This is a genomic window from Priestia sp. D51 (assembly GCF_053345675.1).
Genome location: NZ_JBLTIR010000001.1, coordinates 1208819 through 1234928, shown reverse-complemented (window position 1 = coordinate 1234928; position 26110 = coordinate 1208819). Strand labels below are relative to the sequence as shown.

Here is a 26110-nt window from a genome sequence, read left to right as displayed (position 1 = left end):
TTGCTTTACTTACTTTCATTAATAATAGAGATATTAAGAGAAAACTCCTCAAAACTTACTTGTCCCAAGGCAAGCTTCATACTTTCAACAAATATACGTTCATTTTTAGTTAGTTCACGCTTTGCTTCCTTTTCAATCCATTCATGCTCAACGTCTAAAATATCTAACACATGCTTTTGTTTTGAAAAAGCCTCATAGTATCTTAATCCAAACTTTCTTTGGGAAACGGCATTAATATGAATGCCATCTGGATTTGCTGTTAAGCCTTTTGATGTTACAAAATAACAATTTTTTTCAGCATGGGCAACTTTAGATAATATCTGATTTATTTGTTTATATTCTACGGCGCTTTTTCCAAATCCGACTTCTCCAAGGTAATGTCCCAACTCACCAATAATAATCGGGATATCTGGTGCATTCAATTCTTCTCTCAAGTGTTTAAATAACGAAAGCAATTTATCTTCATACGTCTTATAACGTTCTCCGTAACTGTCGCTTTCTCCTTGATGCCACAGAATTCCCACTAACTCACTTGTTTCCATTGCGAATTTCGCTTCAGAAATCGCGTGTCTGGTTAATAGTCCGTCAATTGTCCACTCATCAATTGAGCTTCCCCCCTCGGCACATGGTATTAACCCAATGGACTCGCCCGGATGATCCTCTGTCCAAGCTTGAGCAAAAGAGGCTGCCGGCCCAACACCAGATATGTGACGATCAAAATTAAGTGGTTCTGCCATCGTTTGCCACCTGCCGTTTCGTAACATATGTATATGCTCATTATAAATCGGCGGTACGTCCCCAATAAATCCTCTGCCTGCCATATTTGATTGTCCAATTAGTAATACAGATTTCATAGAAATACCTTCTTTCTTTGCCATGTTAATCACTTTTTTCTAATTTGCTCGTGCTTATACTTATAGAATTAGTTACACTCTGATATATAGCTTAATTAATGGCTTCAAGAGCTTGTTTCAAATAATCCATTTCAGAGGTTATATCATCTATTTTTTGGTTTAACTGACTTACTTTATTAAGAGTATTCTGTGCGTCTAATAAATTAATTTCTAACATCAAACGGCTTGCTTCGCTCTCAAGTTCCAATCTCTTTGCAAATAATACCTCGTGCTTTTTTATAATTTCCGATTTTAAATTCTTACTATTGGTTTCTTTCATACTTCTACCTCACTAACTTGTAATAACAGTATTTTATTGAGCTGTAAATTTCCCTATATAATTTAATAATTACCTACAGGGAAGTTTATGACATATTTAAAGTTGCCTTTTTCACTTACAGGAAAACCGCATTTACATAAGATAAATAATAAGAACCAATTAAAATAAAGTCCATTATTCAGTTTCCTTGGATGGCATTCATAAGTTCTTGGTGTTGACATTCAGATACATAATGAGCGCTCAAAAGCTTCTCTAACTGTTAAAAATAAATACAACATTCCAAAATAAGGGAAAATTTAAATCGTTTGGTTTTTTTTGCAGGAAAAGAAAGCGCAGTATATAAAGATAACAGTATGCATCAAAAAGTGTTGAGAACATTTTATCATCATTTTCTATCAGCACGAGAGCAATAATTTGAGAAAAGAGCTTATATCAGTCCGTGTCTTAAGTATGCCTATTATATAGAATGGGTTACTTAGTAAATAAGGGAAGGTGATTTATATGTTAGGGGAAGAAGATTTAAAAGTAAATTGTATATCAGCTGCTATAGGTTTACTAATCCAACATAATATCATCACTCACCAGGAACTGGACAAACTAACTAAAACAAATTATCACGTTTTTTATCATTTTCTCATGGATAAGCTAATTGAAGAAGAGTTTAGTAAGGATAGGGTTGTACAAACATAAGTGCTTCAACAAAGAAAGAAGCGCAAGATCCAAAGCAGGAATCTCCTATTTCAAATGTAATTCTTATAGGGCTCCTTACATATTAGACATATATAATATGTAAGGGCTTTCTTACCCAACAAAGCCTCCTATAGTTTAAATGTATTTCTTCACAGTCTATCATTTTAAAAGTCATTTTATCAAAGGAGACCTGCCAATATTGTTACAAAAAAGTCCTCTCCTCGTTTCAGGAAAGGAACGTATATTTCAGTGAATTTTATAAGCTACTTCCAAGTCTGATCTAGTTTATCTGAATAGAAATGTAAGGCTTTTTTATAACTTAGTATTTCATTGTCATTTGTCGTACTTATTAAGCATTTCAGTAACAGTTCCATCGCTTTGCTATGTTCTTTTAAATTGTATAAGGTCATGGAATAAAACACTTTAATTACATGATTATCTGGGAATAATTCTATTCCTTTTAAAAATGTCTCTTTTGACTTTTCATACTCCCCCAAGGCTCTATATGTGCTGCCCAATCCTAATACTGCACCTTCCATATCTTTAGGAGGTAATCCTATCTTTATGGCATTTTCGTAAAAGGGCACTGCCTTTTCTTCTTCTCCTAATACATCAAAGCTCCAAGCACATTGATAGTTATATAAAGCATTGTCTGGACATTCCTTAACTAATTCACTTAGCAATTCGTTAGATTCTTTGTGATTTCCATTCTTTCGTAACGCTAATGCTTTATCTAGTTTGTTATTCATCACTTAAATCTCCAACCCTTCTTTTTCCCCCTATTTATCTCTTAACACCCTTCCATATCCAGAAATTCAGCGTATTCGTACACTTTATCCCAATCTATTTCTTATTTTAACTATCCTTGATGTTTAATTTTTAAAGGCTAACCCATTGGTCTGCAAAGCTTCTCTAAGTTTAGGTAAAGAAGCTGGCCCCATACCGTGAAATTGTAATATCTCTTTTTCACTAAATGTTGATAGCTGCTGCAAAGAAGTTATCCCGTTGCTTTCTAATGCTCGTCTTGCTGGTGCTGATAGCACTGAAAGAAATCCATTGTCAGGTTTGTTTTCTTGCTCACAGGTTGGGCAAGTCGGACAGTTACTGCTTTTATAATATTTGTGTCCTTTATGACAGATTCTTAGATTTTCCTTTTGGGTTTTCATTTTTATTCTCTCCTTTTCACAAGAGTTTTTTAGCTTTTATCCCCTGCCACTTCTTCAATGGATGGTTTGTGAAGGAACAAAACATCCTACGTATAGTAAGCTAATTATTAGTCTCGTTTCAGATAGCGCAGCTCCATTACAAATCATGCTAACACCTTACATGTTTGCGTTTGAAACCAAGTCGTCCTCTATCTATATCCTTTTGAATGTTTTCACACGCAAGAAGAATACTACTTTTTTTCTTATCCTTCTTAACTTCGACTGGACCTACTGTCTTTGCCGTTTCAAGCGCCTTTTCATGAAGTGGCAAATATGAAACACCAACTGTATAGATAAAATTATTCATAGCCGATTTCGTTCGATCTGGAGAATCGTGAATCGTATTTTCCACTTGATTAAGCATCTCGGCAATCTTGCTTGTGCTAAATTCATCGTCAGGACGATTACCCAAAAGCCAGCAGTAGCAACTCCAACCTGCCGACATTTTCAATTCTTCATCGCTTGCCACCCATCTATCAGCAACAGCTTGCGCAAAATCGGTTTCTGACAAAGTTACCGCAACTACATAATCAGATAGCATGTAAAAATACGCTTTATCGATCCAACGCTCAAAATCCTCCGCAGTCATCTCTGTTGGGTCTGCAATGATACCAGCAAAATACATAGCATCATAATTGCCAGACGCATAAAGCTGCTCAGCTAAAGCCTGATTTTTCTTGATTTTCTTTGCAATCGGCTTCATTTTTCCTGTTGCCACTCCAAAAAGTGGATCGTGTGCACCATTGTTTATGTAAGTCTTTTTAATTCGTTCCGTACCAAGCGCTTCAAGTTCTTTCATAACCATTTCAAAATCCATCTTTCTGTACCCTCCTTCTTCTCCGTTCATAATCTGCTTTTTATTTCCGCCAAAAAGTTGAACAGTCTTTCTTATCTAACATATTAAACTCGATTATGTTCTTAAGTAATTCATAGTTTACTGGCTCAGTCCATAGAATTCGAAACAGGCCTTTGGTAGCGCTATATCCAGCCTGGGCGATGTCATGCTTAAAGTGCGCCATGCCTGTTTCTTCAGGTGAAACGCTCAAATGATGTTTCGCTGAGGCAAAGCCGACGATAAATGTTCCATGATCAGTAAACATTGGCGTATTCCATTTCATTTGTGGTTCCAAATTCGGGAAAGTATCAGCAATCCAAGCCAAAACTTCCTCTGTTCGGTCACGGTGGTCAGGGCTATCTATACGCGCTAAATATTCTGCAAAAACTTCCATAGCATCTTCTCCTAGAATAAAAATTTTTTTAATCTACTCTACTTTTACACAAAGCGAACATCAGTCAGTTCACTTAGCCCTATTTCATTTTTAACTCAAATGCATTAACAATTTATATTCGCCATGTTTTAAATAAAATGTACTAATCATTTAATCCTTTTCCAATAAGAATGTTTGGAATGCATTTTTCAACTCTTGATGCTCGAGTCTTAGATTGTTTGGCCGCAGAAAAATGAAGAATATATGCTCTTTGCCGTCCTGGAGTCAATGTAGTAAAAGCATCTTTTAAATCAGGTATTTCATCAAATTTATGCTGTAGCTCTTCAGGAATAATGAGTTCTTCAGGCTTTTTAGCTTTGACTTTTAATCCGGCTTTTTCCACCTCAATAGCCTCATAGATATAAGCCTTTAAGATAGCTTCCTTTTCAACTATTTCTTGCACATTGGTAAACCGAATTTGTCGCGCCCCTTGTACATTCTCCGTTTGTTGAATTAGAATACCATGAGAATCTTGTAACAGAGAACCTTTAGGAAACAGCAGCGCACAGTATTCTTTAAATCCATGTATTAAAACAATGTTTTTTTTCTCAAACGTATAACAAGGATTCATCCACTTAAAATCTTCGGTCAACTCACAGTCAAGAACAATCTTTCTCAACGTCTCATATTCTTCTTTCCACTTTTTAGCTTTAGTTAAAAATTCATCGACCTTAGGATTCATTTTGCTATTTGTCATCAAGGAACACTCCTATTCAATTTTTTAATCTGTCGCTCTCGCAATGATATAGTCAGCCGTCAATTCATTTAATGGTGTTACTATTCTTCAAATGTAGGAAATGCCCTTCTTCAACTGACGTGATAGTTATTAAAATTATAAACATTTCAAGTAGGAAGTTAGGGTTTATTTTATCTTGAATATGATCTTTCTATGATCCTGCTTTATACGTTTCAAGCGCAGCTCTATTTTTCTATCTAACATTTTATGTGCGATTTGGAAAGTTACACACATGAACAGTAAGATAACAGTAATAATTATAGCGTCTGGCACTTGGAAGCAAAAACATAATACTGCTAAAAGAAAAGATATAGCACAAGTAAAGTTGATTATCCATTTTTTATTTCTATGAGCTTGAAGACTTTTTTCAAGCAGCTGCTTTTGTCCTTCTTCCCTTTTTATATCTTCTGAATTATTGAGTGTAGAGTTCAATGTTATTTCTCCTTAGAAAACTAATTTTATATAATTTATATATTGGTTACCTTTTCCTTTTAAGATGATGGTATAGTTGGGCGTTCTTGAAGGGAAAGCCAAATTTAAACAATCGTTTTGGCAAGCGAGTGGGCTTATTTCACTCTTATTACAATATCCACCAATAATCTCATTTTCTCCTCTTCTTCTTCAACATTTACATTTAATATAGAAAAACAAAACAAAGCAAGGAATGCCTTCATGTCGATACATATAATGACTCTGTTTGGTAGCTACTCATACTCGATCCAAAGAACCTACAAAAAAAGAACATTCGTTCTCTATATTATATAAGAACAAACGTTCCTTTTTCAATGAAAACTCTAAAGTTTTCCAAATTTTTTCTATGAATAACGTCGAATTTATTATTTTATAAAAAAAGAAACACCTTATATACCTAGAGAAAGATATCGAGATAACAAAAAAAACATGAGAAAATGTTCTACAAAGCAAAATTTCGGAATGAAATAATCAACAAAATTTGCCATAATAAGTGAAGTAAGGAGGTGTATTATGTTTCGATTGTATGGAGCCTTAATTGGGCTTAGTTTCATTTGGGGTTTATCTTTTGTATTTATGAAGTGGCTGCTTCCCTCAGCTGGTATATGGGGAATTGTATTTTTTCGTTGTCTAGCAGGTGCAATCATCTTGCTTCCTTTTCTATGGTGGAAGCGTAGAAAAGTTAAAGAGAAACTACCCTGGAAGGCGTTGATTGTTATTGGTATATTTAACTGTGGTTTGGCGTGGGGATTAATTTCCTTAAGCGAAACTGAGATAAACAGTACGACTGCCTCTATTCTGAATGCAACCACTCCAATCTGGACAGGTCTTATCGGATTTATTCTTTTTTCTTATCGACTTACCGGACGTCAGTGGATCGGTATTCTTATCGGGTTTTTCGGGATACTCGTCCTTATGGATTTTCAATTTGGTCAGATTTTCGGGAAAGGGTTTGTTGGAATTGGAACAATGCTTGTTGCTTGTATCTGCTATGGGCTTGCTGGGCAGTTAACAAAGCGGTTTTTGTCTGGGGTGAGCGTATTAACTATAACAACCTTCACCTTACTAACAGGTGCTATCATCGGTTTAATTGGAATGTTGTTTACTGAACCATTCAAATCAGATCTGTTGATTCATCCACTTCCGCTGCTGGCAATTGTGGGTCTTGGCTGTTTTGGCTCAGGATTGGGTCAGTTAATCTATTTTTATATCAATAAAAATGGTGGCCCTGAATTAGCAGCGACGGTTACTTACCTGATCCCTGCCTCGGCCATGGTATGGGGTTATTTACTACTTGGAGAAACAATTACTCCAAACGTAATCGTTGGACTACTTATTATCTTTGCTGGCGTTTATCTTTCATCTAGGAAATCAAAAGGTAAAACTCCGCATGTCACTCTTGTTAGCAATAAACAAAATTAAGTAAGTAGATTTTACAATGTGAGTCTTTAAAGTTATCTATAAGAGAGGAATTAAAAAACTGAAGGACTACAGAATATGATATATTTCAAATGAAATTCATCATATGTGATGATAAGACGTAATTCTAGTTGTTCAATTTTGTTTAAAAGGCAGCCTTCTATTTGACTGCCTTTTTTAGCTACAATAATGAGCACAAATGTCAAAACAATAAGCATCATTTTTCTTTTCTTTTTTTCTTTTTTTCTTTTTCTCTGTCTTCCTGTGCTAAATTACTCACATTCATTCCCCCTCTTAACAACATCATATTACGATTGGAATATTTTTAAACTCACAATATAAAAAAAGAAGCAGGGAACTTTCCCTGCTTCTTCTCACTTCACTCTTATTTTCAAATATGAGATCGATGCTATTGAAATATGAACAAAATAAAAGGTATAAAGTATTTATGCTCTCTTTATAAGGTATACTTCTAAAGAGAGGAGTAGTGATTAATATGCATTATAGTAAAAGAAATCAAGAACCTCCGATTCAAGAGGAAACAGAAATTTGGGAATGTACAGTAGAAGAGTGTAAAGGCTGGATGAGGAAAGACTTCTCTTACGATAGGCATCAGAAATGTCCTTTGTGTAAAAGTCAGATGGAAGTTAAAAAACGGCTTATTGATAAAATCCCCCGTAATCCGCATAAAAAATAATATAAACCTATGCTTTCTAAAAGATTAAACACTATCTATCCATAAAAAAAGCTTGGTTCATCTTTGCTTTCTATTTCTATTGTATGCTATAACTAGTTAACCTTGTATCAATCGTCTTGTCTAAAACCCAGGCTTTTTTAAAGCCTGGGTTTTCTATTGAACCAATAGTATGCTAATTATGACACCATAAAAAAAAGACCCCTTCATAGGAGTCTTTTTTTATCACTTTTAATTATGCTTTGTGAACGTTAGCAGCTTGTGCTCCACGTTGACCTTGCTCGATATCAAAAGTAACTTTTTGACCTTCTTCTAATGATTTGAAACCTTCACCTTGAATAGCACTGAAATGAACGAATACATCTTCTCCGCCTTCAACTTCGATGAAACCGAAACCTTTGTCTGCATTAAACCATTTTACTGTACCTTGTGTCATAATGTTGCCTCCTGCTGTGGAATACTCCACAAATGTATTACTAATCTTGCCCAAACATACTATTTCAAGATAAAAACTTCTACTTAGGGTTTTTTCTTTTCTCAATATACCGAACAAAAATAAGTTATCTGTAGTGTAACACATAGTAGGATTGATAGCAAACAAGAAAAATATCCCCTTCAACAAGTTCTACCTATTCATCTTTCCCCTACCAAGACTCATGATAGGCATATGTAGCATATATTGAATAAATCGAATATGTATATATCTCCATTTATTATAGCTGTTCATAATAATTCACTATTTAATCTTTCTTATAAATAAAGGATATATGTAATCCAAAAAACACCTGTTAACTTTACTGAATTATAAAGAGGCTATTGGGATATTCTAATTAGGGAAGAAGGAAAACAAGTTATTGATTACAACTAATCATTACAAAGCTTCTTACATTTGGGATGAGGTGTCTACAGCAGGCATATTTCAGAAAACCTTATTGTAAATCGATGTATGTTTGATTCATAAGGGGATGGTAGTCATGAACGTAGTAAGAATATATATAATGGGTAGACAATAATATTCATTTATCACTGTACAAATGAGGTGTTTGTCCCAGACCAAGAACGATTTCGTTCACATTGTATATTTTTTTAGCTCAATGCTTAAATGAGGTGTTTGTTAAAGAGAATATACTTTTTCAAGTGACTGTTTCATTAGGCAATGTAATTACGTAAATGAGGTGTTCCTTAAAGATCATATGCTACATTAAAAGCTGATTTTTCCTTCTTCACATGACGGGATGCATAATCGTTTGCATCTCGTTTTTGTTATACATACTATCTAAGGTATACTTGTTTATTTGTATGTAAGGCTTCCATTAAGGTGTACAGAGTTTTCTACATAGGTTTTCTTTAGTTGTATCCGTACCCTGTTACTCAGTAATCATCACCGTAATCTACTGTGACAGACACCTCTTTTTTCTTCTCTTTACCATTAGCATATCCGTGGACTAATACTGTACTTACACCTTTTCCACCTAAAAGTTCAACATCTTTGGGAACAAAATCAATGTCTTCTTCGTCTTTCATATACGTAGCCGCTACTGCTGAAGCGAGTTTACTAATTTCCTTCTTATTCATTTCAATGGATGGTTTATGAAGGAACAAAATGAGGTTAAGCGATTTAATCGATGTTCGCTTTGTATAGTGATTCAAAACAAAAAAATAGCCAACGTAAAAAGCCACTTGTATAAAACAAGTGGCCTTTTGCTACTTTAGATATGAGACTTTTATTTTTCTATACAAAGATTGCTTTGAGTTTGTTTAGTCTGTTTTCGTTTAGATAGAACGTTGTCGGCAACGATTACTACGACAGAAACGGCAAGAGCAAAAGCCCCAATCCAAGGAATATAATTCAACAAGCCATTTTTGACAGCAACACCGCCGATACCAGCTCCAGCTGCCATTCCAAGTTGTCCAAAAGCACTGTGTAAACTAAGTACAATGCTTGCTGCAGCAGGAGCAAGGCTTATAAGCTGAAATTGTATTGGCGCGCCGGAAGACCAAGCTGAAAGAGCCCAGAAAATAAGCAATACATAGAAAAGAAAAGCAAATTGACCGATAAACGGGAATAGCAGTAGTGCAATAGCATGGAGTAATATTCCTCCAGTTAATGTACGAAATGATCCCCACTTATCTGTACTAAAACCTCCTAATTTGGATCCAATAGCGCTAGCAATACCAAATATAAAGAGAGCTGTAGTTACCCCTTGATTGCTCATTCCGAATGTATTTAAGAAATACGGTGAAATGTACGTAAATACAATGGAATATGAACCTAACCATAGAAACGTGATGAGCAAGTATGCTGAGATACGTGGTTTCATAAGAAATTTAAACTGCTCACGCAAAGGTACAGGTTCTTCAGCAACTGTTTTTGGTATAGTAAACGACGCTAAGGCGGCGAAAAGTAATCCTACTAAACCAAGCCCAATGAATATTACATTCCAATCATAATGCGAAGCCACAACTCTTCCTATAGGTACACCTACAACCAAAGCAGTACTTTGCCCAGTAACAACTGTAGCAATCGCACCTCCCTGCTTTCCTGGAGCTGCTAAAACTGCAGCAAGGGTTAAAAGCGTAACTTGAATAACGCCGGCACTAAGGGCAGAGATGATTCTAGCTGCCATTAGCATTTCATAACCTGTTATAATCGCAATAAGAATATTGATGACAGAGAAAACGGTTAAAGCATAGACGAGAAGTTTTTTTCGTTCCAGTCGAGCAGTCATAGCAATTAGAAAAGGTGTCCCTGCACCAAAAGCTATTGAGAACACCGTAATTAGCTGTCCTGCAGATGAAACTGAAATGTTATTGGCCTCAGCAATTCTGTCTAAGATTCCGGCAATAACATATTCTGATGTACCATTAAGAAAACTAATGGCAGCTAATAAATAAATTTTCCATATATTTGACAAAATAAATCACACCTTTTGTTTTTATATTTCGATATTTCTAGAAATACAGATTTAAGTTCGTAAATTAACCGAGTGTTTGAAAAGTTAACTGTAAAGAGCTGATCTTTGCGCGTAGACAAAGTGACCTTTACAGTTTCTTAAAAAATGTTTTATAAAGGTGACACACCATGAATTTAACGCGCTTATGATAACGATAAGTGATTTGCTTTAGCCTTTTTATCTAAAGTACCAGTAATGGATATACTCAGAATTTAGATGAGGATACCTATTAAGCACTTTAGCCATAATCCAGACAAGAAAAATCATACCTCTTATTTCTATATTTCCTTAAGTATAGAAATATAGAAATAAGAGAAATTACTCCATCACATATGGAGCATACTTTCCAATTAACTCACGGTCTAGGCTGTAATATATATATGTGCCTTCTTTGTACGTACTCAGAAGTCCGCAATCAGTTAATTGTTTTAAGTGATGGGATAGAGTTGATCCAGCAATTGATTCAAGTTTTGTCCCAATATCCGAACAACATAAATTTGCTTCATTAGCAAGCAAACGAGCAATTTTTAATCGTGTTGGTTCACCGAGTGCTTTATATATTTTTATCGCTTGCTGTAACTTCGAGTTATTCTCCATTGTTAGCACCCCGCTTTCCTAAATCAATTAGATACATCATATGAGTACAAGCTAACATTACAGTAGCAAATACACTATTGAGATCTCATCTGCTAAAGCCAAATGCACTTTAAAAATAAAATCCTCAAAACAGTACTATAAGCACAAATGAAAATAATTTATTACAATCGCTAATCCTAATTATCTTCGGTTAATTTCTTGAAGTTTAATTCTCTTTCATGATACATTGGATTCTAATACAAATGAAATGCATATTAATTATACAGGAGATAACAAAATTGATATGAATAAATCACAAATTGAACTTATTGTCCGAATATCAGAAACAGGAAGTTTTACAAAAGCCGGTGAAGAACTACATATGACACAACCTGCAGTAAGTCGTGCTGTAGCAACAATTGAATCGCAACTAGGAACGAAGTTAATTAAAAGAGATAAGAAGAATGGATTATCTTTTACAGATGTAGGAGAGCGCATATTACTTACTTTTAGAACAATCCTGAGTGAATTACAAAAAGTAGATGAATTAATTGTAGCTGAACAGGGGTTAGAAATTGGGAAGGTACACATTGGCGCTTACCGAACTGCTTGTACTAGGTTTATTCCTAAGATCATACGTACAATGGAAAGTCAGTATCCTGGTATAGAAATCAAGCTTTCGGAAGGTAATATAGATCAAGTCAAAGAGTGGTTACGTTCCAAATGCATTGATGTAGGAATTATTATTCCTCCTGATAAAGATTTTGATACCGTACCTTTAATTAAAGATCAACTGATTGTACTTATGCACTCAAGCCATCCTTTATCTCAGAAAGAAACAATAAGTATTCCTGACTTACAAGGTGAAGATATACTAATTGGAAAATGCGGTTATGAGGTACAAATTCATGCTTTATTCAACGAGTATAACTTGACTCCTAAAGTACGGTTTGAAATGGATTATATAGAGACAGGATTAAGTATGATACAAGAAGGATTAGGAATTACCATTACAACGAAACAAAATATTTGGTGGTTGCCAGACCAAGTCGTTTTTCGTGAATTAAAACCAGATACGTTTAGAGATATCAATATAGCAGTGCTAGATATGAAAGATACATCCAAAGCAACAGATGCCTTTATTCAAACAGCTCTCACTCTTTTTGCTCAAGAAGATGCTTAAATAGCACTTAAAGAAACATGTGTTGCTATTTAGTGCATATAAAAAAGACAGCCGGTTGATTCAAAAAGTGGCTGTCTTTTTTATTTCTACTCTTTTTAATCGTTGTTAATCAAACAAAAGGATGATGGAAGAATCCTTATAGGATCCTGATTAGAGAAAGGAATATTCAGTAAAACCGCTTATTGTATACCGTTATATACCTTGTTTAACAATGTCTTTAGTTGAGTATTTTCTTCATCACTTAACTGACGCGTGACGAAGAGGTGAGCGTCTTTAACTAAAGGTAAAAGAGTTTTCTTTAACTCTTCCCCCTTTTCTGTAAGAAACAGATAGTGTAAGCGACGATCTCGTTCACTGTACATTCTTTTTATGAGTCCTTTTTCCTCCATCGCATAAATCATGTCTACAATAGTTGTTTGTTTCTTATCAATTGCTTCTGCTAGTTCTGTTTGGGTTATCCCTTTGTGAGAGTCTAGAACGCTAATGATGCTCCATCGTACTGGAGTCATGCCATAAGGTTTGAGCTTTTTCTTGAAATAATTCATTGCTCTTACATCTGTACGATGAATAAGATGGCTTGTAAAATCATGTAAATCCATAACGTCACCTCAGAAAGATAGAAAAATATGTATTAAGAATTGAGTCAGATAAGTCTTTATTAGTAGGCGATACCCACGCGTGATTCTATATAATCGCTACTATTTATCTGACCAAATGTATTCATGGGCCCCCCTCTTGCACACAGTAATATCACTCTATACTTTAAAAGTTGTTATATAGGCTTTCTCAAAAGTTAAAATAAAAACCACGATTTACTTCGTGGTTTTTATTTCACAGGTAGACCCTCTGCTTTACCCCTAGCTGGTTTTGTGATTTTCCATCCTAATAAGATGGCAATGAACCCTATAATTATAAGAAGATATAACGTCGGAACAAAACTTCCTAGATAATCATGAAGAAATCCAATTATGAACGGGCCGACTGCACCGATCATATATCCGATTGCTTGAGTCATTGCTGACCAAGTACTTGCTTCCATAGGGGAAGATGCCATATCTAATGGTAACAACAAAGTTAGCGACACAAGACCACCGGCACCAACTCCTAAACATATACTTGAAACAATAGGTGTTACGTTTGTAAAACATAAAAGGGATAAACCAATTATTATACTTAAGGTAAAGGCTGTAATCCAAAACCTTCTGCTCGGTAGCACTTTTAAAAGATTAGGTAATAAAAAAGTAGCTGGTAGCTGTGCAATCATAGCGATTGTCCCTACAAGACCACCAAATGCTGGTGTCCACCCTTTTTCCTCTACAATGGCTGGTAGCCATGCTGAAAAACAATAAAACAACAGAGTTACAATCCCTACAAAAGAAGTTAATAGCCAGGCTTTTTTATTTTTTAATGGTAAAGAAACCTTCGTCTTTTGTGAAAAATTACTCGCAGGAATACGAGATTGTTTTATCACCACAAGCCAAAGTGGAATAGCGAGTAGCGCAAGAATACTCCAAAATGCTAATCCATTTTTCCATGAATGATTGAACCAGTGTTGAAGTGGTGTCGTTAGCCCAATAGAAATAGATGCACCTACTACCATTGAAGTAGAGTATATGCCTATCATCGATGCTGCCTTGTCTGGAAAATGACTTTTAATGAAACCAGAAAGCAAAGGGCTTACAACACCAATTCCTGCACCAATTAATAAAGCCGTTATTAACAGGTAAATTGAGGAATTTGTAAAGGCCCTTAGAAACGTTGCAATACCTATGCAAGTTATAGCAAAAGTAATCATCTTCTCTGGTTGATAGCGATTTGCTAAACGACCAGCAAATAACGAACAAAAACCAAAACATACCAAAGGAATGGAAGTGAGCAAACTAGCTAAAGTTGAACTCATACCTAAATCCTTCGATATTCCATGCAAGACTGGGCTAACTGAAGTTAGACCCGGTCTAAGGTTAAATGCAGCTAGTATAAGTGCAAGTAGAAACAATTTATGACGATTGACCATACTAATTACCTCCGGTTGATTTCTTGAAGTTTAATTCTCTTTTATGGTACATTAGGTTTCAACATAAATAAAATGCATATTAATTATATAGAATATAACAAAATTGATATGACAAAATCACAAATTCAACTTATTGTTCAGATATCGAAAACCGGAAGTTTTACAAAAGACGGTGAAGAACTACATATGACACAGCCTTAAGTATGGTACAAGAAGGATTAGGAATTACGATTACAACGAAAAAAACTACTTGTTACTGCCAGAACAAGTAGTTTCTCGAGAGTTAAAGCCGAACACGTTCAGAGAAATTAATATAGCAGTGCTAGGAAAGGTACATCAAAAGAAACGGATGCCTTTATCCAAACGGCTCGTGCCCTGTGTACTGATGAAGATGCTTAGATATTTTTATCACTTACCTAATAAAGGAATGCTCCTATTAATGCTCCCCATTATCCGGCTTTACCTCTAGTTTCTTCGACATTATAAACTCGCTTATATGTTGAAAACCATATAACAGAAGTTGTCTAACAGTCAAAATGGTTACGTACTGAAAAGGATTAATTTTCTTAAGCTTAAAGATGCTGCCCTTTTTTAATTTAGGTACAACTACAAATGTAAATGTAGTATGAATCATAAAGTTTACAGCTATATACAGAGGCAATTTACGGTATGTGGATTTAAGCACCCACATGGATACAGTAAAAAAGGGCCCCCATGTCCACACATCTTCACCAGGAATTTTTGGATGTATACTTCGTTTAAAAGACCAAAAATTCTTTCTTTTAGCATAAGAATTAAGGTATTTAGTTACCATACAAATAGCAATGGACGCTGGAAGAAAACGTTTAAAATCTTTGCCTTTCATAAATGAAAAGCTGGACCAACAAGTGATAACTAACAGTATTAAAAATAGTCTATTCTTTTTCATGATTTTATACCCCTCTCTATTTTAAGGTGTACATCTATTCTAAAATTACACAACGAATTATCTTAAGAGCATGCTGCCTAAGGATTATAATATATAATCGGTAAAAATTCGAACAACCTATTGACGGTGTTTTCTTGTACATGTTGCCTCATAGTGGTATGCACAATACTTCCTGAAATTTTCATTTTTTTCTTACCAGGTACTTCTAAGGATACTGTCTCTCCACTTGGATATATTAATTCTTGTGGAGGTGATAGTAATGGAAAACAAATACTCTAACAAGACAGCTTCAGGAACAGATGTACAACACGTGAAGCAAAAGAATGCTCAAGCATCTTCTGGTAAATACGGTACGGAATTTGCTAGCGAGACTGACGTACAACACGTTAAACGTCAAAACGCTCAAGCAAACAAAAAACAAAAATAATGTTAAAAGGGTTCTTTCATGCTCGTTGAAAGAACCCTTTGTGATACAAAGTTATTCTTGGGGAAGTAATAAAACCTTCCCTAACTTCCCTTTATTTTTAAAATAAATTTGGGCTTCTTTTGCTTTGTCTAAAGGGAAAATTTTATCGATAGCTGGTTTAATTTCCCCCTCAGAAATGGCCTTAAGCATATCTTTAAACTCTGCTCTCGTTCCTAACACCGATCCATACATTGTAATATGTTTTAGATACAATGTTCTAAAATCAAAGTTTGTATGCTGACCACCTGCAGAGCCTGAAATGCAAAATTTCCCTCCGTTTTTTAAAACTTGAAGAGATATGGAAAACAAAGCATCTCCTACAACATCTAGAACGGAATCGACCGGACTTCCGTTCAGTTCTAAAATGTCTTCTGAAAGAGTATCAGATTTATATGATAATACGTGTGTGGCTCCCAATTCCTTAATTCTTTCTTGATTCTCTAAGTCCCCCGTGATTGCAATAACTTTAGCACCAAAGACTTTAAAGGCAATCTGTACATTTAATGATCCCACACCACCATTTGCTCCAGTTACTATAACTGTCTCACCTGGTTGAGCTTGAATTTGTTTGACCATGTGCCAAGCAGTTAACCCACTTACCGAAAAAACAGCACTTTCTGAATAGCTTGATAGGGGCATGTCAAAGCAAAGTTCAGCAGGCCAGACCACATATTCAGCATAACCCCCATCGTATTCTGAACCTATAAAAGACATATCATCAGAAATATGTTCGTACCCTTCTTCTCCACTAGATATAAAGGGGAATAACACAACATCTTTTCCCACTATAGACTCCTCTACTAACTTTCCTGCTTTTACTACTTTTCCCGTTATATCAGATCCTGGTGTACATGAAAACTGGACTCCTTCCGGTCGCCATCCAGATTTTGAGTCAGTACCGTAAGCACCTTCTCTCATCCAAATTTCTGTATTGTTAATAGCACAGGCCTTCACTTTTATAAGAACTTCATTTTCTTTCGGTTCAGGTATAGGAATTTCTACTAGGCTTAATTTACTTACGTCTCCATACCCTGTTACTTGTACAGCTTTCATAGAACAGTTACCTTCTTTTTTACGAATATAGTTTTTAATATATTTCATACGGCTGCTTATAGTTTAGAAGCATTCCAAGAAATACAAGCTACAGTTATATTATCAGTAGGAAAACATACGGACATTAGCCAATTTAAAGATATTCCATCCAATTTCATTATACGTAATTATGTACCTCAGTTAGAAATACTAGAACAAGCCGATGTTTTTATTACTCATGGTGGAATGAATAGTACGAGTGAAGGACTTTATTTTGGTGTTCCTCCTGTGGTTATGCCTGTTGTGGGGGATCAGCTAATAGTAGCTAATCGGATTGAAGAATTAGGAGCTAGTCTACAACTTAATCGTCAAGAATTAGACGCTACTACATTACGAAACAAAACAGAACAAGTGCTATCAAACGCTTCATTTAAAGAAAAGAGCTTGGAAATTGGAAAATCCTTGAGGAATTCTGGAGGATACAAAAAGGCAGTGGAAGCCATTTTAGAATTTAAAAAGAATGCAAAAATAGAGGATCTTATTTAATTCTAACATTTAAATCAGTCTGGAAATAAAGAATTAATAAATATTGAAAAGAAGTCTCCATGGAAGACTTCTTTTTTATCACTGCCTATAAGCCGTTTTATTTTAATTAAAAAGTAAAAGCTACTGAACAGGGGTCAGTAGCTTTTTAACGAAGCATGTTGTTAACTCAACAAGTAATGAGGATTTCCAAACAGAAGCTTCACAGCGTCATAAATAGTCTCCCCTAAAAATTATTTGTTATTACCCATTAAAGAATTAGCTGATCAGTATGATGTAAGTACTCGTACCATTCAATCAAAGATTAAGAAATTAGGCTATGAATGGGACAGTAAGGAAAGTATTTATCGCTACGTTGGAGAAGAATCAGAACCTTTGGATGTTAATTTTAGTACGCTTATTTCTAAAAACAATAAAATGCCAGCAAAACAAAAGCTAGCCACTAATGAAGTAGCAGCTAGTGGCTAGCTATTTAAATGAAAGTGAAAGTAGTAATGACCGCTTTGAAAAAGCTAGTACAGTAGATGCAATTGATTTGCTGTTGCAAAGTCCAAAAGACCGTTCAAAACGAGTGTATCGAGGTTTTTATTTTGATGATGATGTTTTAAGTATTATTGATCGAGTCCCAAAAAGTTATAAATCAGAATTAGTGAATGAAGCTCTGAGAAAAGTGTTTAAGGAAAAGGGATTATTAGACTAAAAAGAAAAGCAGGCTTAAAGGCACTTATATGGTTATGAAATGCGTATTATCTTCTGTGAAGGTTCTTGATGTAGATTTTGAAATTGGTGAACAGCGTCTGTCATAGATTCCGTATTCAATTTCTTTAAGATACTTTTTCTTTAATTTTTAATGGTGCTTTCTTCTTTATGAAGAAGGCTTTGTATTTCTGAAATGGAATGACTATCAATAGCAAGAGCAAAGACTTCTTATTCTACTTTAGTAAATTGTTTCATAAAGAATTTCTCTTTAAGGATTTTGCATTCTTCAGTCGAGCAACTTCATTAACTAAAGAGGTATTATGTTAACTAGATATGTATGCGACATTCATGTTATTAAATAAGCGTATAAGGATTACCCTGCTTGAGATCCAAACGAACAGATGCGTTTGGATTTAAATAATATTAATACTGCATTGAATTTACCGATATTATAAAACATTTCCTGGAACAGTTTAACACTAACCAAATAAACTGTTTCTATTAAACCATTTTGATGTTATTTGGCAGAAGTAAATAAAGCTAATACTTCTTGCTTACTCGTGTTTGTTTTACACTATATAATAAAAACAATTAATTGACTATTTTTATGATGAAAAGGTTGGAGCAGGAAATTCATCAATTTTGATACGAAGTAAACTATAAGGTTTCTCTCGTAAGTCTTTTCCATAATGAAATCTAGGCTGTCGATGTAATTGGTTCACAATGACATACAAATATTGATCCGGACCGATTGAAAAAGTATCCGGCCACAAAATTCTCGGATCATGTGCGATAGTTTCCATTGTGCCATTTGGAAATATCTTACGAATACTGTTGTTTTCGTAATCTCCAGCATAAACAGTTCCCTTTGCATCGGTGATCATTCCATCAGAAGCACCTTTTTCTCCCCAATACTCCACATGATAAATTAAATCTTTATCTGGTATAGTTCGGTCCCTTAGAACTTCTGTTGGGATTGAGAAAAGATGACGACTGGTTAGTGGACAAAAAAATAAAACTTTGCCATCGGGAGAAATCGCTATTCCATCAGAAGCCAATCTAAATGGGGAAGTTGAGCCATCTATGTTTCTATTCATCAAAATTTCACCTTCTACCTTCGGTAAAAAATAGGGATCGGGTGAAGTTGATTTTGCTCCATTTAACCGTCTAAACGCGTTTCCATTTGATAAATCTACGACAATAATAGCTCCTGGTCCTTTTGAAGAAGAATCTGTTATATAGGCATAACCTGCTTTTCCAACACGAAAATCAAAACGGACATCATTCAGATAAGTTGTAGGTAGAACAACATCTTCTGTAAAGGTATATACTTTTCTTATTGTATTGGTTTCTAAATCAACAGCGACTAATTTCGCTCCCCCTTTAATAGGTTCAGAAAAATTGGGTGCTGCTGTATCTAATATCCAAAGCGTTCCCCTTCCATCAGCGACTACACTTTGGACACTGATGAAAGTCATTGTGATATTTTCGGAGTTAACCAAATTGGTTTGTAAATTGGGATAAGACTGCAATTTATCTTGAACAATTTCCGCCACTGTAAATTTAACATCGTCTCCCCATTTCGGAAAGCAAATGAAAATACGACCGGTTTCTGAAACAGTAACACCTGTAGGCATAGCCCCATAAAATGCATAAACTAGTTCTAAATTACCGAAATATTTTTCACTAGGTAACATAGGTTTCATAATACCCTCCTCAAACATTCAAACGGGATATCTCATATATATGATCTATATTTTTTCTAATGCATGTTTCTTAATAAGGTTTTCTATACGAAAAGATAAATCTCCGTATGAAGGCTCCCAGAAAAATAGGAACTCTTTTTCTTTTTATCTAATCTTATTAAATGACAAGCTTTTAGAAGCTATAATACGTTAGCAATTCTACATATTATGTAAAAATAAGAGGATGAGGTGTTTGGAGATGAATAAAACTGAACTAGTATATACAACAGTTGCAACACAAGCAGAACTATTAAAGCAAGATGCTAAAAAGCTGTGGAAGCCTTGCTTAATAACACACTTGCGAAAGAAAAAAATTCGGTTGATTGGATTTGGCACGTTTGAAGTACGTGAACGTGCAGGTCGTAACCTCCAAACAGGTTAGGAAAGGACAATTCCGGATTCAAAGGTTCCTAATTTTAAACTAGGAAAAGAATTGAAAGAAGCTGTTAAATAAATATGCCTTATAGGCAAGTCTCCTCTAGAGCTAGACTTCTATTTTAAAGGAGGCTATTTTTTATGGTGGAAAATCTCTAAATACCCTCACCTAAATATTATCCAATAGGTTTAGCATGCTAATGTTCACATTATTTCATGAGTATGCACTCAACGTTTTACTTCTATTCAACTGAAGCGTTCAGCCGCAGCTACTATCAATGGATGAATTCTCCCAATTATATTCATTACAACTATTTAATATACTTGATCCATAAAAAACATTATAGAATGTTTCCTCCTATATTCGGAACAATAACATTGTATTTACGTAAAAAGGAGGGTAATCAGAAATGGATATTCAAAAATTAGCCGATCATGAGTCATTGGATCTACATGAAGTTATTAATTTTAAAACCCTTTGCTTAGCGAAATCAAAACTAATGCAAGGACTTGTATTTGATGATGATTTGAGAGCATTAATGAAAAAAGATGTTGAACAATCGATACAAGCGCTGGAAGAATTACAGGCAGTTTATCAACGTGCACCTTTTGAAGCCCCTGTTCCTCAAAACCGGCCAACACCAATAATCAATTGAAAAGGAGGTAAATTCAGTGAATCATGACTATTTAGATCCTATAAACTCGCTACACGTACCAGAGCTCGCAGATACCACATTTGCGATGGACTTTCTTCTTCGTGCTAAGGAAGGTGTTCGCAATATCGCAGTCGCATTAACGGAGTCCGCATCACCTGATGTTAGAACCCTCTTACGAGAACAGTTAATGCAAGGGATTGCCATGCACCAAGAAATTACAGAACTAATGATCAGTAAGAAATGGTTCCATCCATACGAATTAAGTGAACAATATCAACTAGACCAACTCTCTGCCAACAATACATTGATGATTGGCAAAATGAATTTATTTCCTGTTGAGACCAATAGAAAAGGTCTGTTTGACCGAACACCTGATGAACACTAACACTGGAGGATATCTATCATGAAGGCAGTAACGTATCAAGGTATTAAAAATGTTGTAGTCAAAGAAGTTCCAGATCCAAAGATTGAAAAACGAGATGACATGATTATTAAAGTAACCAGTACGGCTATATGTGGGTCTGATTTACATTTAATTCATGGCATGATTCCTAACCTGCAAGAAAACTATGTGATTGGCCATGAACCAATGGGAATCGTCGAAGAAGTTGGTCCAGATGTGACGAAGGTAAAAAAGGGAGATCGTGTCATTATTCCTTTTAATATAGCATGCGGTGAATGTCTTTACTGTAAAAACCATTTAGAAAGCCAATGTGATAATTCCAATGATAATGGTGATATGGGTGCCTATTTCGGATATTCTGGTACGACGGGTGGCTATCCAGGTGGGCAAGCTGAATATTTAAGAGTACCGTTTGCTAACTTTACTCATTTCAAAATTCCAGAGACTTGTGAAGAACCAGATGAAAAGTTAGCAGTTATTGCCGATGCAATGACTACTGGTTATTGGAGTGTTGACAATGCAGGCGTAAAGGGTGGAGACACAGTTATTGTTCTTGGCTGTGGTCCGGTTGGTCTTTTTGCTCAAAAATTCTGTTGGCTAAAAGGAGCAAAGCGTGTCATTGCCGTAGATTATGTAGATTATCGTTTGCAACACGCCAAACGTACCAACAAAGTTGAAATTGTAAATTTCGCACATTTTGAAAATGCAGGAATGCATTTGAAAGAAATGACGAAGGGTGGCGCTGATGTTGTCATTGATGCAGTTGGTATGGACGGTAAAATGACTGATATGGAGTTCCTTGCGAGTGGAATGAAACTGCAGGGCGGAGCATTTGGTGCGTTCATCATGGCTTCACAAGCAGTACGTAAAGGCGGGACAATCCAAGTTACAGGCGTTTACGGTGGCAAATATAATGGATTCCCAATGGGAGATATTATGAACCGAAACGTAAATATTCGCTCTGGACAAGCACCTGTGATTCACTATATGCCATATATGTTTGAATTAGTTTCGACCGGAAAAATTGATCCAGGAGATGTCGTGAGTCATGTACTTCCACTTAGTGAAGCAAAGCGTGGCTATGAGATTTTTGACACCAAAATGGATAATTGTATAAAAGTCTTGTTAAAACCTTGAGGAAGGAGGTAGAAAAAATGAATTACGCTTTACATGAAGTTCTTGAGGTCCATGAAATGGCTGCATTTAAGACCAATTGCTTGACTAAGTCCAAAACGATGAGAGGATTAGTTACAGATCAGCAATTAAAAGATATTATGCAGCAAGACATAGATGTATCTACGAGACAATTACAAGAATATGCTTCTATCCTTTCCAACGCTAAGCAGTAAAATAGGAGATGAATACACATGAATCCAATTATTGAAAATTTAACTGGCATGAATGCCCTATCGGATCAAGTGGTTGCAATGGATTTATTAATTGCAGCTAAAAGTGGAGTTAGAAATTATGCCATGGCAGTTACGGAGGCAGGAACACCTGAAATTAAAGAAATGCTCACTCACCATTTAGTGGAAGCTCTTGATATGCATGAACAAATATCTGCATATATGGTAGAAAAAGGATGGTACCATGTTTGGGATACAAATGAACAAATTAGTTTAGATTTAAATAATATCGATACAGCGTTGAACTTACCCACTCTATAAAAATAAAATAGGAGCAGTTTAACATTACCAACTTAAACTGTTCCTGACAATCCATATATATCTTAAAAAAGTTCTGAAGGGACTTGTAATGTTTACAGGGTATGAAGAATAAAAACAATATAAAAGGCAAGCCTAAGAAAAGGAGACTATAAATGGGAACAATTAAACCAATTAAGATAGGCTTAAAAAAATCAAATCCTGATAGAAAATTGACGGCTCCAGAAATGGGAAAACTCTGGGCAACCTATATGGGTAATAGCATGTGTAATTGTATTTTAAATTATTTTCTACAACATGTTGAAGATCAAGACATAAAAAAGCTAGTAGAACATGCGAAAAGACTAACTGAAGAATTTCAAAGTAGCGTCAAAGAGATATTTATCAAAGAAAATATACCTATTCCACATGGCTTTACAGAGGAAGACGTTAATCTAGGTGCTCCAAGATTATTTGAAGATGAATTTTATGTATATTATTTAAAGTATGCAGGAAAAGCAGGACTTAGCATTTATAGTATCGCTATACCTTTAATATATAGAGAAGATGTACGTAATTTCTTAACTTACTGTATGAACTCGACCATGGAATTAATGGAAGAAATTAAAACCATTTTAATGGATAAAAGCCTTATTATTGCCCCACCCATTATTCCAGCTCCAGAAAAAGTGAAAATTGCCAGTACTGATTATTTGAGTGGTTTTGTTGGAGATGTTCGTCCTCTACACGCGTTAGAAATTGCTCATTTATACGATAATATTGAAAATAACGTAACAAGCAAAGCTTTAATCATGGCTTTTAGTCAAGTTGCCAAAAACCAAAAAGTTAGAGACATATTTGTAAAAGGAAAAGACCTTACCCATAAAGCAGTTGAACATTACATAGAAAAACTTCATCGTGAGAACTTACCTGCTCCAGAATTTATTGACCATTTAGTCACAACTTCAACTTTCGCACCTTTTTCGGATAAACTAATGCTGTTTCATAAGGTCGATATGTTTTCCATGAAAATAAGAGCATTTGGGAATTCACTAGCTGTAAATGGCAGACATGATTTAGCGTTACTTTATGGGAGATCTTTAATGAATATAGCAAATTTTGTTAAGGATGCATCAAATATTATGATGGAAAATGGATGGATGGAAATTCCACCAGAGGCTGTAGATAGAGAAAATTTAGCTTCAAAATAGTATTAGTGAAAATAACAAAAACCCCTTATGGAAGGTTGTTTTGCATGTAATTTCCGATAAGCCGTTTTATGTTAACTAACTAAGGTCTATTTAAGTTGATAATGTATTAAAAAAACAAAAGAAACTATCTCATCCTTAATAGTTTCTTTTGCCCCGCGGATTAGGATATTAGATAGATACCTCGCGGTGTCTTGGATAGTTTGCTCAAATGTTGGAATAGCTACGCAGTCTTAAGAATTATAGCAGGAAATATTATGTTTCTGCTCTTATTTACTTGGTTTGATTACTACTGCCAGCTGCTAATGCTAGCGATAATACAGCAGAAGTTGTTAAAACCTTTTTCATACATGCACCTTCAACTCTCTAATAATCATTTTTTACTTATTATTCTTTGACTACCGTGAGTAAAAGGTAGAAACTTTGTATATTTTATAATGCTTTTTTTATTCATAAACCTCACAACTCCCTAACCTAATAATCTTATTCTTGTACGGCCTCAAATCCTCTTTTATAGGTGAAAAAAAGAGCATAAATCCGTTGGTCTCCAACAAAATTTATGCTCTTTCTCTAATAGAATTTTTAAGAATTCACTTTTCATCTCGTCACAAATAATTTCAGATGTATGATTCCTATAAAACTACAAACGGCCTTACACAATATCTCGATTCAATTTTTCATCTTTAACCACTTTAATTCTTTCCACTTTTCCTACAAGGAAGATGTACGAAAGTGCTCCTAAAAGGGCCAATGCCGCTATGAATACTAGCGCTGGAGCAAAGTTTCCTCCTTTAGCTAAGAAACCAATAACAATCGGAACGATGATAGAAGCTAAACCTCCGATAAAGTTAAAAACTCCGCCTGTTAAACCGACTAAGTGTTTAGGCGCTAGCGTTGAGACAAAGACCCATGTAATAGAAGCCAGACCATTTCCAAAGAATGCAATAGCCATAAACATGATAATGAGAGATGTGCTATTTACATAATTGGCTCCGATAATTGAAGTTGATAAAAGCAGTCCTACGATAATAGGTGTTTTTCTTGCAATACCTAGTGATACTCCTTTTTTCACTAAGGCGTCCGATACAAAGCCAGATAATAGTACCCCTACAAACGCTGCTAAAAACGGCGCTGATGCTAAGAACCCTGATTTTAAGAAATCTAACCCTCTGTATTCCACAAGGTACGTTGGAAACCAGGTAAGGAAGAACCATAAAGTAGAGTTGACGGCAAACTGTCCTAAGTAGATGCCCCATAGCTTTCTGTGAGAAAAGGCTTCTTTAAGATTTCCCCATTCGAACTTTGCTCTTTCTCCTTTCGTATCCGCAGCTTTAACTAAGCCTCCACCTTCTTCGATATGCTGTAACTCTGCTTTATTTACTTTGCTATGCTGAGAAGGATCACGATAAAAGATGTACCATATAATGCCCCATGCTATACCGATAACCCCTGTAGTAATAAACAGACCTCTCCACCCTAAAAAGTGCTGAATGGTCACCAATGTAGGTGTTAAAAATGCTAGCCCTGCAAACTGTCCTGAAGTATAAAAAGCAATTGCTGATGCTCTTTCCTGATTTGGAAACCAGCTGGTAACTACTTTATTATTGGTCGGAAAAGCCGGTGCTTCGAACGCTCCTGTCGCTAGACGCAGACCAAAAAGACTCACAAATCCCTTGGTAAATCCTTGTAATAATGTAACAATAGACCAGGTGATTAAGCTAACGGCATACGTAACACGAGCACCAAAACGGTCAGCCATTACCCCTCCTGGTATTTGCAAAGCAGCATAAGCCCATCCAAAGGCTGAAAATATAAGGCCCAGTTCTACTGATGATAGCTTTAAATCCTTGGACATGGCCGTGGCGGCTACAGAAATATTACTTCGATCCATATAGTTGATGACAACGCTTACGAAAATAAATGCTAAAACACGAAATCTAACGCGAGTCGGCTTTTCGCTATACCCCTTCATTCCCTTATCCCCCTGTATATGACTAGTTTAAAAAGAAGATCTGACTGACGGTCATTT

32 protein-coding genes and 1 pseudogene are annotated in these 26110 nt (G+C 35.3%); 15 read left to right on the top strand and 18 right to left on the bottom strand.

The genetic code is table 11. The annotated features are described in order from the left end of the window. Window positions 1-5 precede the first annotated feature (5 nt). Window positions 6-854, bottom strand: a complete 849-nt coding sequence (locus ACNHOZ_RS06530; protein ID WP_048019639.1) for a sialate O-acetylesterase — start codon at window positions 852-854, stop codon at window positions 6-8. A 91-nt stretch (window positions 855-945) separates the two neighbouring features. Then, window positions 946-1173, bottom strand: a complete 228-nt coding sequence (locus ACNHOZ_RS06525; protein ID WP_034267138.1) for a hypothetical protein — start codon at window positions 1171-1173, stop codon at window positions 946-948. A gap of 501 nt (window positions 1174-1674) precedes the next feature. Here ACNHOZ_RS06525 and ACNHOZ_RS06520 point away from each other — a divergent pair. Next, complete coding sequence (locus ACNHOZ_RS06520) at window positions 1675-1863, top strand: hypothetical protein (RefSeq protein WP_014458940.1); 189 nt, start codon at window positions 1675-1677, stop codon at window positions 1861-1863. A 263-nt stretch (window positions 1864-2126) separates the two neighbouring features. Here ACNHOZ_RS06520 and ACNHOZ_RS06515 read toward each other — a convergent pair whose 3' ends face one another. The 6 genes from ACNHOZ_RS06515 to ACNHOZ_RS06490 form a co-directional block, all read right to left on the bottom strand. Continuing rightward, the gene (locus tag ACNHOZ_RS06515; protein ID WP_048019386.1) at window positions 2127-2612 is read right to left on the bottom strand and encodes a tetratricopeptide repeat protein; all 486 of its coding nucleotides are present in this window, start codon (window positions 2610-2612) and stop codon (window positions 2127-2129) included. Between the two features lie 123 nt (window positions 2613-2735). Continuing rightward, on the bottom strand, window positions 2736-3029 hold the full coding sequence (locus tag ACNHOZ_RS06510) for an RNA polymerase alpha subunit C-terminal domain-containing protein (protein ID WP_048019385.1): 294 nt from the start codon (window positions 3027-3029) through the stop codon (window positions 2736-2738). Between the two features lie 148 nt (window positions 3030-3177). Continuing rightward, window positions 3178-3885 carry a DNA alkylation repair protein gene (locus ACNHOZ_RS06505; protein WP_048019384.1) on the bottom strand — a complete coding sequence of 236 codons (708 nt, stop codon included), beginning with the start codon at window positions 3883-3885 and terminating at the stop codon, window positions 3178-3180. A gap of 40 nt (window positions 3886-3925) precedes the next feature. Further along, complete coding sequence (locus tag ACNHOZ_RS06500; RefSeq protein WP_048019383.1) at window positions 3926-4297, bottom strand: iron chaperone; 372 nt, start codon at window positions 4295-4297, stop codon at window positions 3926-3928. Window positions 4298-4439: 142 nt separating this feature from the next. Continuing rightward, complete coding sequence (locus ACNHOZ_RS06495; RefSeq protein ID WP_048019382.1) at window positions 4440-5033, bottom strand: YdeI/OmpD-associated family protein; 594 nt, start codon at window positions 5031-5033, stop codon at window positions 4440-4442. 165 nt (window positions 5034-5198) lie between these two features. Beyond that, the gene (locus tag ACNHOZ_RS06490; RefSeq protein ID WP_048019381.1) at window positions 5199-5504 is read right to left on the bottom strand and encodes a hypothetical protein; all 306 of its coding nucleotides are present in this window, start codon (window positions 5502-5504) and stop codon (window positions 5199-5201) included. 552 nt (window positions 5505-6056) lie between these two features. Between ACNHOZ_RS06490 and ACNHOZ_RS06485 the strand changes: the two genes are divergently transcribed. Further along, window positions 6057-6965 (top strand): DMT family transporter, encoded by a 909-nt coding sequence (locus tag ACNHOZ_RS06485; RefSeq protein WP_447697068.1) that lies wholly within the window; start codon window positions 6057-6059, stop codon window positions 6963-6965. A gap of 493 nt (window positions 6966-7458) precedes the next feature. Then, the gene (locus ACNHOZ_RS06480; RefSeq protein WP_048019379.1) at window positions 7459-7659 is read left to right on the top strand and encodes a cold-inducible protein YdjO-related protein; all 201 of its coding nucleotides are present in this window, start codon (window positions 7459-7461) and stop codon (window positions 7657-7659) included. Window positions 7660-7891: 232 nt separating this feature from the next. Here ACNHOZ_RS06480 and ACNHOZ_RS06475 read toward each other — a convergent pair whose 3' ends face one another. The 4 genes from ACNHOZ_RS06475 to ACNHOZ_RS06460 all read right to left on the bottom strand — a co-directional run bounded on the left by ACNHOZ_RS06475 (window position 7892) and on the right by ACNHOZ_RS06460 (window position 11207). Beyond that, a complete protein-coding gene (locus ACNHOZ_RS06475; RefSeq protein WP_033580115.1) occupies window positions 7892-8092 on the bottom strand; it encodes a cold-shock protein in 201 nt (66 codons plus the stop codon). Window positions 8093-9027: 935 nt separating this feature from the next. Further along, complete coding sequence (locus ACNHOZ_RS06470; protein ID WP_394553996.1) at window positions 9028-9306, bottom strand: hypothetical protein; 279 nt, start codon at window positions 9304-9306, stop codon at window positions 9028-9030. 74 nt (window positions 9307-9380) lie between these two features. After that, window positions 9381-10571: an MFS transporter gene (locus tag ACNHOZ_RS06465; protein WP_394553998.1), complete on the bottom strand. Its 1191-nt coding sequence runs from the start codon at window positions 10569-10571 to the stop codon at window positions 9381-9383. A gap of 357 nt (window positions 10572-10928) precedes the next feature. Then, complete coding sequence (locus tag ACNHOZ_RS06460; RefSeq protein WP_034267237.1) at window positions 10929-11207, bottom strand: ArsR/SmtB family transcription factor; 279 nt, start codon at window positions 11205-11207, stop codon at window positions 10929-10931. A gap of 283 nt (window positions 11208-11490) precedes the next feature. Here ACNHOZ_RS06460 and ACNHOZ_RS06455 point away from each other — a divergent pair, with 283 nt between their 5' ends. Beyond that, entirely contained in the window at window positions 11491-12369 is an 879-nt protein-coding gene (locus ACNHOZ_RS06455) for a LysR family transcriptional regulator (protein WP_447697067.1), read from the top strand. A gap of 179 nt (window positions 12370-12548) precedes the next feature. On the opposite strand, the gene ACNHOZ_RS06450 is transcribed toward ACNHOZ_RS06455, so the two are convergent. The 3 genes from ACNHOZ_RS06450 to ACNHOZ_RS06440 form a co-directional block, all read right to left on the bottom strand. Continuing rightward, window positions 12549-12968, bottom strand: a complete 420-nt coding sequence (locus ACNHOZ_RS06450) for a MarR family winged helix-turn-helix transcriptional regulator (protein WP_447697066.1) — start codon at window positions 12966-12968, stop codon at window positions 12549-12551. A 227-nt stretch (window positions 12969-13195) separates the two neighbouring features. Next, window positions 13196-14383 (bottom strand): MFS transporter, encoded by a 1188-nt coding sequence (locus ACNHOZ_RS06445; RefSeq protein ID WP_447697065.1) that lies wholly within the window; start codon window positions 14381-14383, stop codon window positions 13196-13198. Between the two features lie 436 nt (window positions 14384-14819). Then, entirely contained in the window at window positions 14820-15311 is a 492-nt protein-coding gene (locus tag ACNHOZ_RS06440) for a hypothetical protein (protein ID WP_447697064.1), read from the bottom strand. A 259-nt stretch (window positions 15312-15570) separates the two neighbouring features. On the opposite strand from ACNHOZ_RS06440, the gene ACNHOZ_RS06435 reads away from it, so the two are divergent. Continuing rightward, window positions 15571-15738, top strand: coding sequence for a gamma-type small acid-soluble spore protein (locus ACNHOZ_RS06435; protein WP_053074040.1), 168 nt, complete (start codon window positions 15571-15573; stop codon window positions 15736-15738). A 51-nt stretch (window positions 15739-15789) separates the two neighbouring features. On the opposite strand, the gene ACNHOZ_RS06430 is transcribed toward ACNHOZ_RS06435, so the two are convergent. Next, window positions 15790-16830, bottom strand: coding sequence for a zinc-binding dehydrogenase (locus tag ACNHOZ_RS06430; RefSeq protein ID WP_048019377.1), 1041 nt, complete (start codon window positions 16828-16830; stop codon window positions 15790-15792). Here ACNHOZ_RS06430 and ACNHOZ_RS06425 point away from each other — a divergent pair. The 3 genes from ACNHOZ_RS06425 to ACNHOZ_RS06415 all read left to right on the top strand — a co-directional run bounded on the left by ACNHOZ_RS06425 (window position 16816) and on the right by ACNHOZ_RS06415 (window position 18052). Next, a complete protein-coding gene (locus ACNHOZ_RS06425; protein WP_053074039.1) occupies window positions 16816-17355 on the top strand; it encodes a nucleotide disphospho-sugar-binding domain-containing protein in 540 nt (179 codons plus the stop codon). The genes ACNHOZ_RS06430 and ACNHOZ_RS06425 overlap by 15 nt on opposite strands. Before the next feature lie 234 nt (window positions 17356-17589). Then, window positions 17590-17820 (top strand): HTH domain-containing protein, encoded by a 231-nt coding sequence (locus tag ACNHOZ_RS06420; RefSeq protein WP_048019376.1) that lies wholly within the window; start codon window positions 17590-17592, stop codon window positions 17818-17820. Then, window positions 17813-18052 carry a hypothetical protein gene (locus ACNHOZ_RS06415; protein ID WP_053074038.1) on the top strand — a complete coding sequence of 80 codons (240 nt, stop codon included), beginning with the start codon at window positions 17813-17815 and terminating at the stop codon, window positions 18050-18052. The genes ACNHOZ_RS06420 and ACNHOZ_RS06415 overlap by 8 nt, the downstream gene beginning before the upstream one ends. A 604-nt stretch (window positions 18053-18656) precedes the next feature. Here ACNHOZ_RS06415 and ACNHOZ_RS06410 read toward each other — a convergent pair. Continuing rightward, window positions 18657-19757: an L-dopachrome tautomerase-related protein gene (locus ACNHOZ_RS06410; RefSeq protein WP_048019375.1), complete on the bottom strand. Its 1101-nt coding sequence runs from the start codon at window positions 19755-19757 to the stop codon at window positions 18657-18659. 238 nt (window positions 19758-19995) lie between these two features. Here ACNHOZ_RS06410 and ACNHOZ_RS06405 point away from each other — a divergent pair. The 7 genes and pseudogenes from ACNHOZ_RS06405 (at window position 19996) to ACNHOZ_RS06375 (ending at window position 24084) form a co-directional block, all read left to right on the top strand. Then, window positions 19996-20250, top strand: a pseudogene (locus ACNHOZ_RS06405) (HU family DNA-binding protein). A gap of 331 nt (window positions 20251-20581) precedes the next feature. After that, on the top strand, window positions 20582-20827 hold the full coding sequence (locus ACNHOZ_RS06400; RefSeq protein WP_048019374.1) for a hypothetical protein: 246 nt from the start codon (window positions 20582-20584) through the stop codon (window positions 20825-20827). A gap of 16 nt (window positions 20828-20843) precedes the next feature. Beyond that, complete coding sequence (locus ACNHOZ_RS06395; protein WP_016766279.1) at window positions 20844-21212, top strand: spore coat protein; 369 nt, start codon at window positions 20844-20846, stop codon at window positions 21210-21212. Window positions 21213-21230: 18 nt separating this feature from the next. After that, a complete protein-coding gene (locus ACNHOZ_RS06390) occupies window positions 21231-22367 on the top strand; it encodes a zinc-dependent alcohol dehydrogenase (RefSeq protein WP_048019373.1) in 1137 nt (378 codons plus the stop codon). 17 nt (window positions 22368-22384) lie between these two features. Further along, complete coding sequence (locus ACNHOZ_RS06385) at window positions 22385-22579, top strand: hypothetical protein (protein ID WP_048019372.1); 195 nt, start codon at window positions 22385-22387, stop codon at window positions 22577-22579. An 18-nt stretch (window positions 22580-22597) separates the two neighbouring features. Next, window positions 22598-22897 carry a spore coat protein gene (locus ACNHOZ_RS06380; protein WP_048019371.1) on the top strand — a complete coding sequence of 100 codons (300 nt, stop codon included), beginning with the start codon at window positions 22598-22600 and terminating at the stop codon, window positions 22895-22897. A 152-nt stretch (window positions 22898-23049) separates the two neighbouring features. Next, a complete protein-coding gene (locus ACNHOZ_RS06375) occupies window positions 23050-24084 on the top strand; it encodes a DUF3231 family protein (protein WP_048019370.1) in 1035 nt (344 codons plus the stop codon). Window positions 24085-24733: 649 nt separating this feature from the next. On the opposite strand, the gene ACNHOZ_RS06370 is transcribed toward ACNHOZ_RS06375, so the two are convergent. Beyond that, the gene (locus tag ACNHOZ_RS06370; RefSeq protein ID WP_048019369.1) at window positions 24734-26053 is read right to left on the bottom strand and encodes an MFS transporter; all 1320 of its coding nucleotides are present in this window, start codon (window positions 26051-26053) and stop codon (window positions 24734-24736) included. Between the last annotated feature and the right edge of the window lie 57 nt (window positions 26054-26110).

Excerpts from the sequence above, each read along its gene's own strand:
- ACNHOZ_RS06530 (WP_048019639.1), bottom strand. The coding sequence starts at position 854 with ATGAAATCTGTATTACTAATTGGACAATCAAATATGGCAGGCAGAGGA.
- ACNHOZ_RS06525 (WP_034267138.1), bottom strand. The coding sequence starts at position 1,173 with ATGAAAGAAACCAATAGTAAGAATTTAAAATCGGAAATTATAAAAAAG.
- ACNHOZ_RS06520 (WP_014458940.1), top strand. The coding sequence starts at position 1,675 with ATGTTAGGGGAAGAAGATTTAAAAGTAAATTGTATATCAGCTGCTATA.
- ACNHOZ_RS06515 (WP_048019386.1), bottom strand. The coding sequence starts at position 2,612 with ATGAATAACAAACTAGATAAAGCATTAGCGTTACGAAAGAATGGAAAT.
- ACNHOZ_RS06510 (WP_048019385.1), bottom strand. The coding sequence starts at position 3,029 with ATGAAAACCCAAAAGGAAAATCTAAGAATCTGTCATAAAGGACACAAA.
- ACNHOZ_RS06505 (WP_048019384.1), bottom strand. The coding sequence starts at position 3,885 with ATGGATTTTGAAATGGTTATGAAAGAACTTGAAGCGCTTGGTACGGAA.
- ACNHOZ_RS06500 (WP_048019383.1), bottom strand. The coding sequence starts at position 4,297 with ATGGAAGTTTTTGCAGAATATTTAGCGCGTATAGATAGCCCTGACCAC.
- ACNHOZ_RS06495 (WP_048019382.1), bottom strand. The coding sequence starts at position 5,033 with ATGACAAATAGCAAAATGAATCCTAAGGTCGATGAATTTTTAACTAAA.
- ACNHOZ_RS06485 (WP_447697068.1), top strand. The coding sequence starts at position 6,057 with ATGTTTCGATTGTATGGAGCCTTAATTGGGCTTAGTTTCATTTGGGGT.
- ACNHOZ_RS06480 (WP_048019379.1), top strand. The coding sequence starts at position 7,459 with ATGCATTATAGTAAAAGAAATCAAGAACCTCCGATTCAAGAGGAAACA.
- ACNHOZ_RS06475 (WP_033580115.1), bottom strand. The coding sequence starts at position 8,092 with ATGACACAAGGTACAGTAAAATGGTTTAATGCAGACAAAGGTTTCGGT.
- ACNHOZ_RS06460 (WP_034267237.1), bottom strand. The coding sequence starts at position 11,207 with ATGGAGAATAACTCGAAGTTACAGCAAGCGATAAAAATATATAAAGCA.
- ACNHOZ_RS06455 (WP_447697067.1), top strand. The coding sequence starts at position 11,491 with ATGAATAAATCACAAATTGAACTTATTGTCCGAATATCAGAAACAGGA.
- ACNHOZ_RS06450 (WP_447697066.1), bottom strand. The coding sequence starts at position 12,968 with ATGGATTTACATGATTTTACAAGCCATCTTATTCATCGTACAGATGTA.
- ACNHOZ_RS06445 (WP_447697065.1), bottom strand. The coding sequence starts at position 14,383 with ATGGTCAATCGTCATAAATTGTTTCTACTTGCACTTATACTAGCTGCA.
- ACNHOZ_RS06440 (WP_447697064.1), bottom strand. The coding sequence starts at position 15,311 with ATGAAAAAGAATAGACTATTTTTAATACTGTTAGTTATCACTTGTTGG.
- ACNHOZ_RS06435 (WP_053074040.1), top strand. The coding sequence starts at position 15,571 with ATGGAAAACAAATACTCTAACAAGACAGCTTCAGGAACAGATGTACAA.
- ACNHOZ_RS06430 (WP_048019377.1), bottom strand. The coding sequence starts at position 16,830 with ATGAAAGCTGTACAAGTAACAGGGTATGGAGACGTAAGTAAATTAAGC.
- ACNHOZ_RS06410 (WP_048019375.1), bottom strand. The coding sequence starts at position 19,757 with ATGAAACCTATGTTACCTAGTGAAAAATATTTCGGTAATTTAGAACTA.
- ACNHOZ_RS06400 (WP_048019374.1), top strand. The coding sequence starts at position 20,582 with ATGGATATTCAAAAATTAGCCGATCATGAGTCATTGGATCTACATGAA.
- ACNHOZ_RS06390 (WP_048019373.1), top strand. The coding sequence starts at position 21,231 with ATGAAGGCAGTAACGTATCAAGGTATTAAAAATGTTGTAGTCAAAGAA.
- ACNHOZ_RS06385 (WP_048019372.1), top strand. The coding sequence starts at position 22,385 with ATGAATTACGCTTTACATGAAGTTCTTGAGGTCCATGAAATGGCTGCA.
- ACNHOZ_RS06380 (WP_048019371.1), top strand. The coding sequence starts at position 22,598 with ATGAATCCAATTATTGAAAATTTAACTGGCATGAATGCCCTATCGGAT.
- ACNHOZ_RS06375 (WP_048019370.1), top strand. The coding sequence starts at position 23,050 with ATGGGAACAATTAAACCAATTAAGATAGGCTTAAAAAAATCAAATCCT.
- ACNHOZ_RS06370 (WP_048019369.1), bottom strand. The coding sequence starts at position 26,053 with ATGAAGGGGTATAGCGAAAAGCCGACTCGCGTTAGATTTCGTGTTTTA.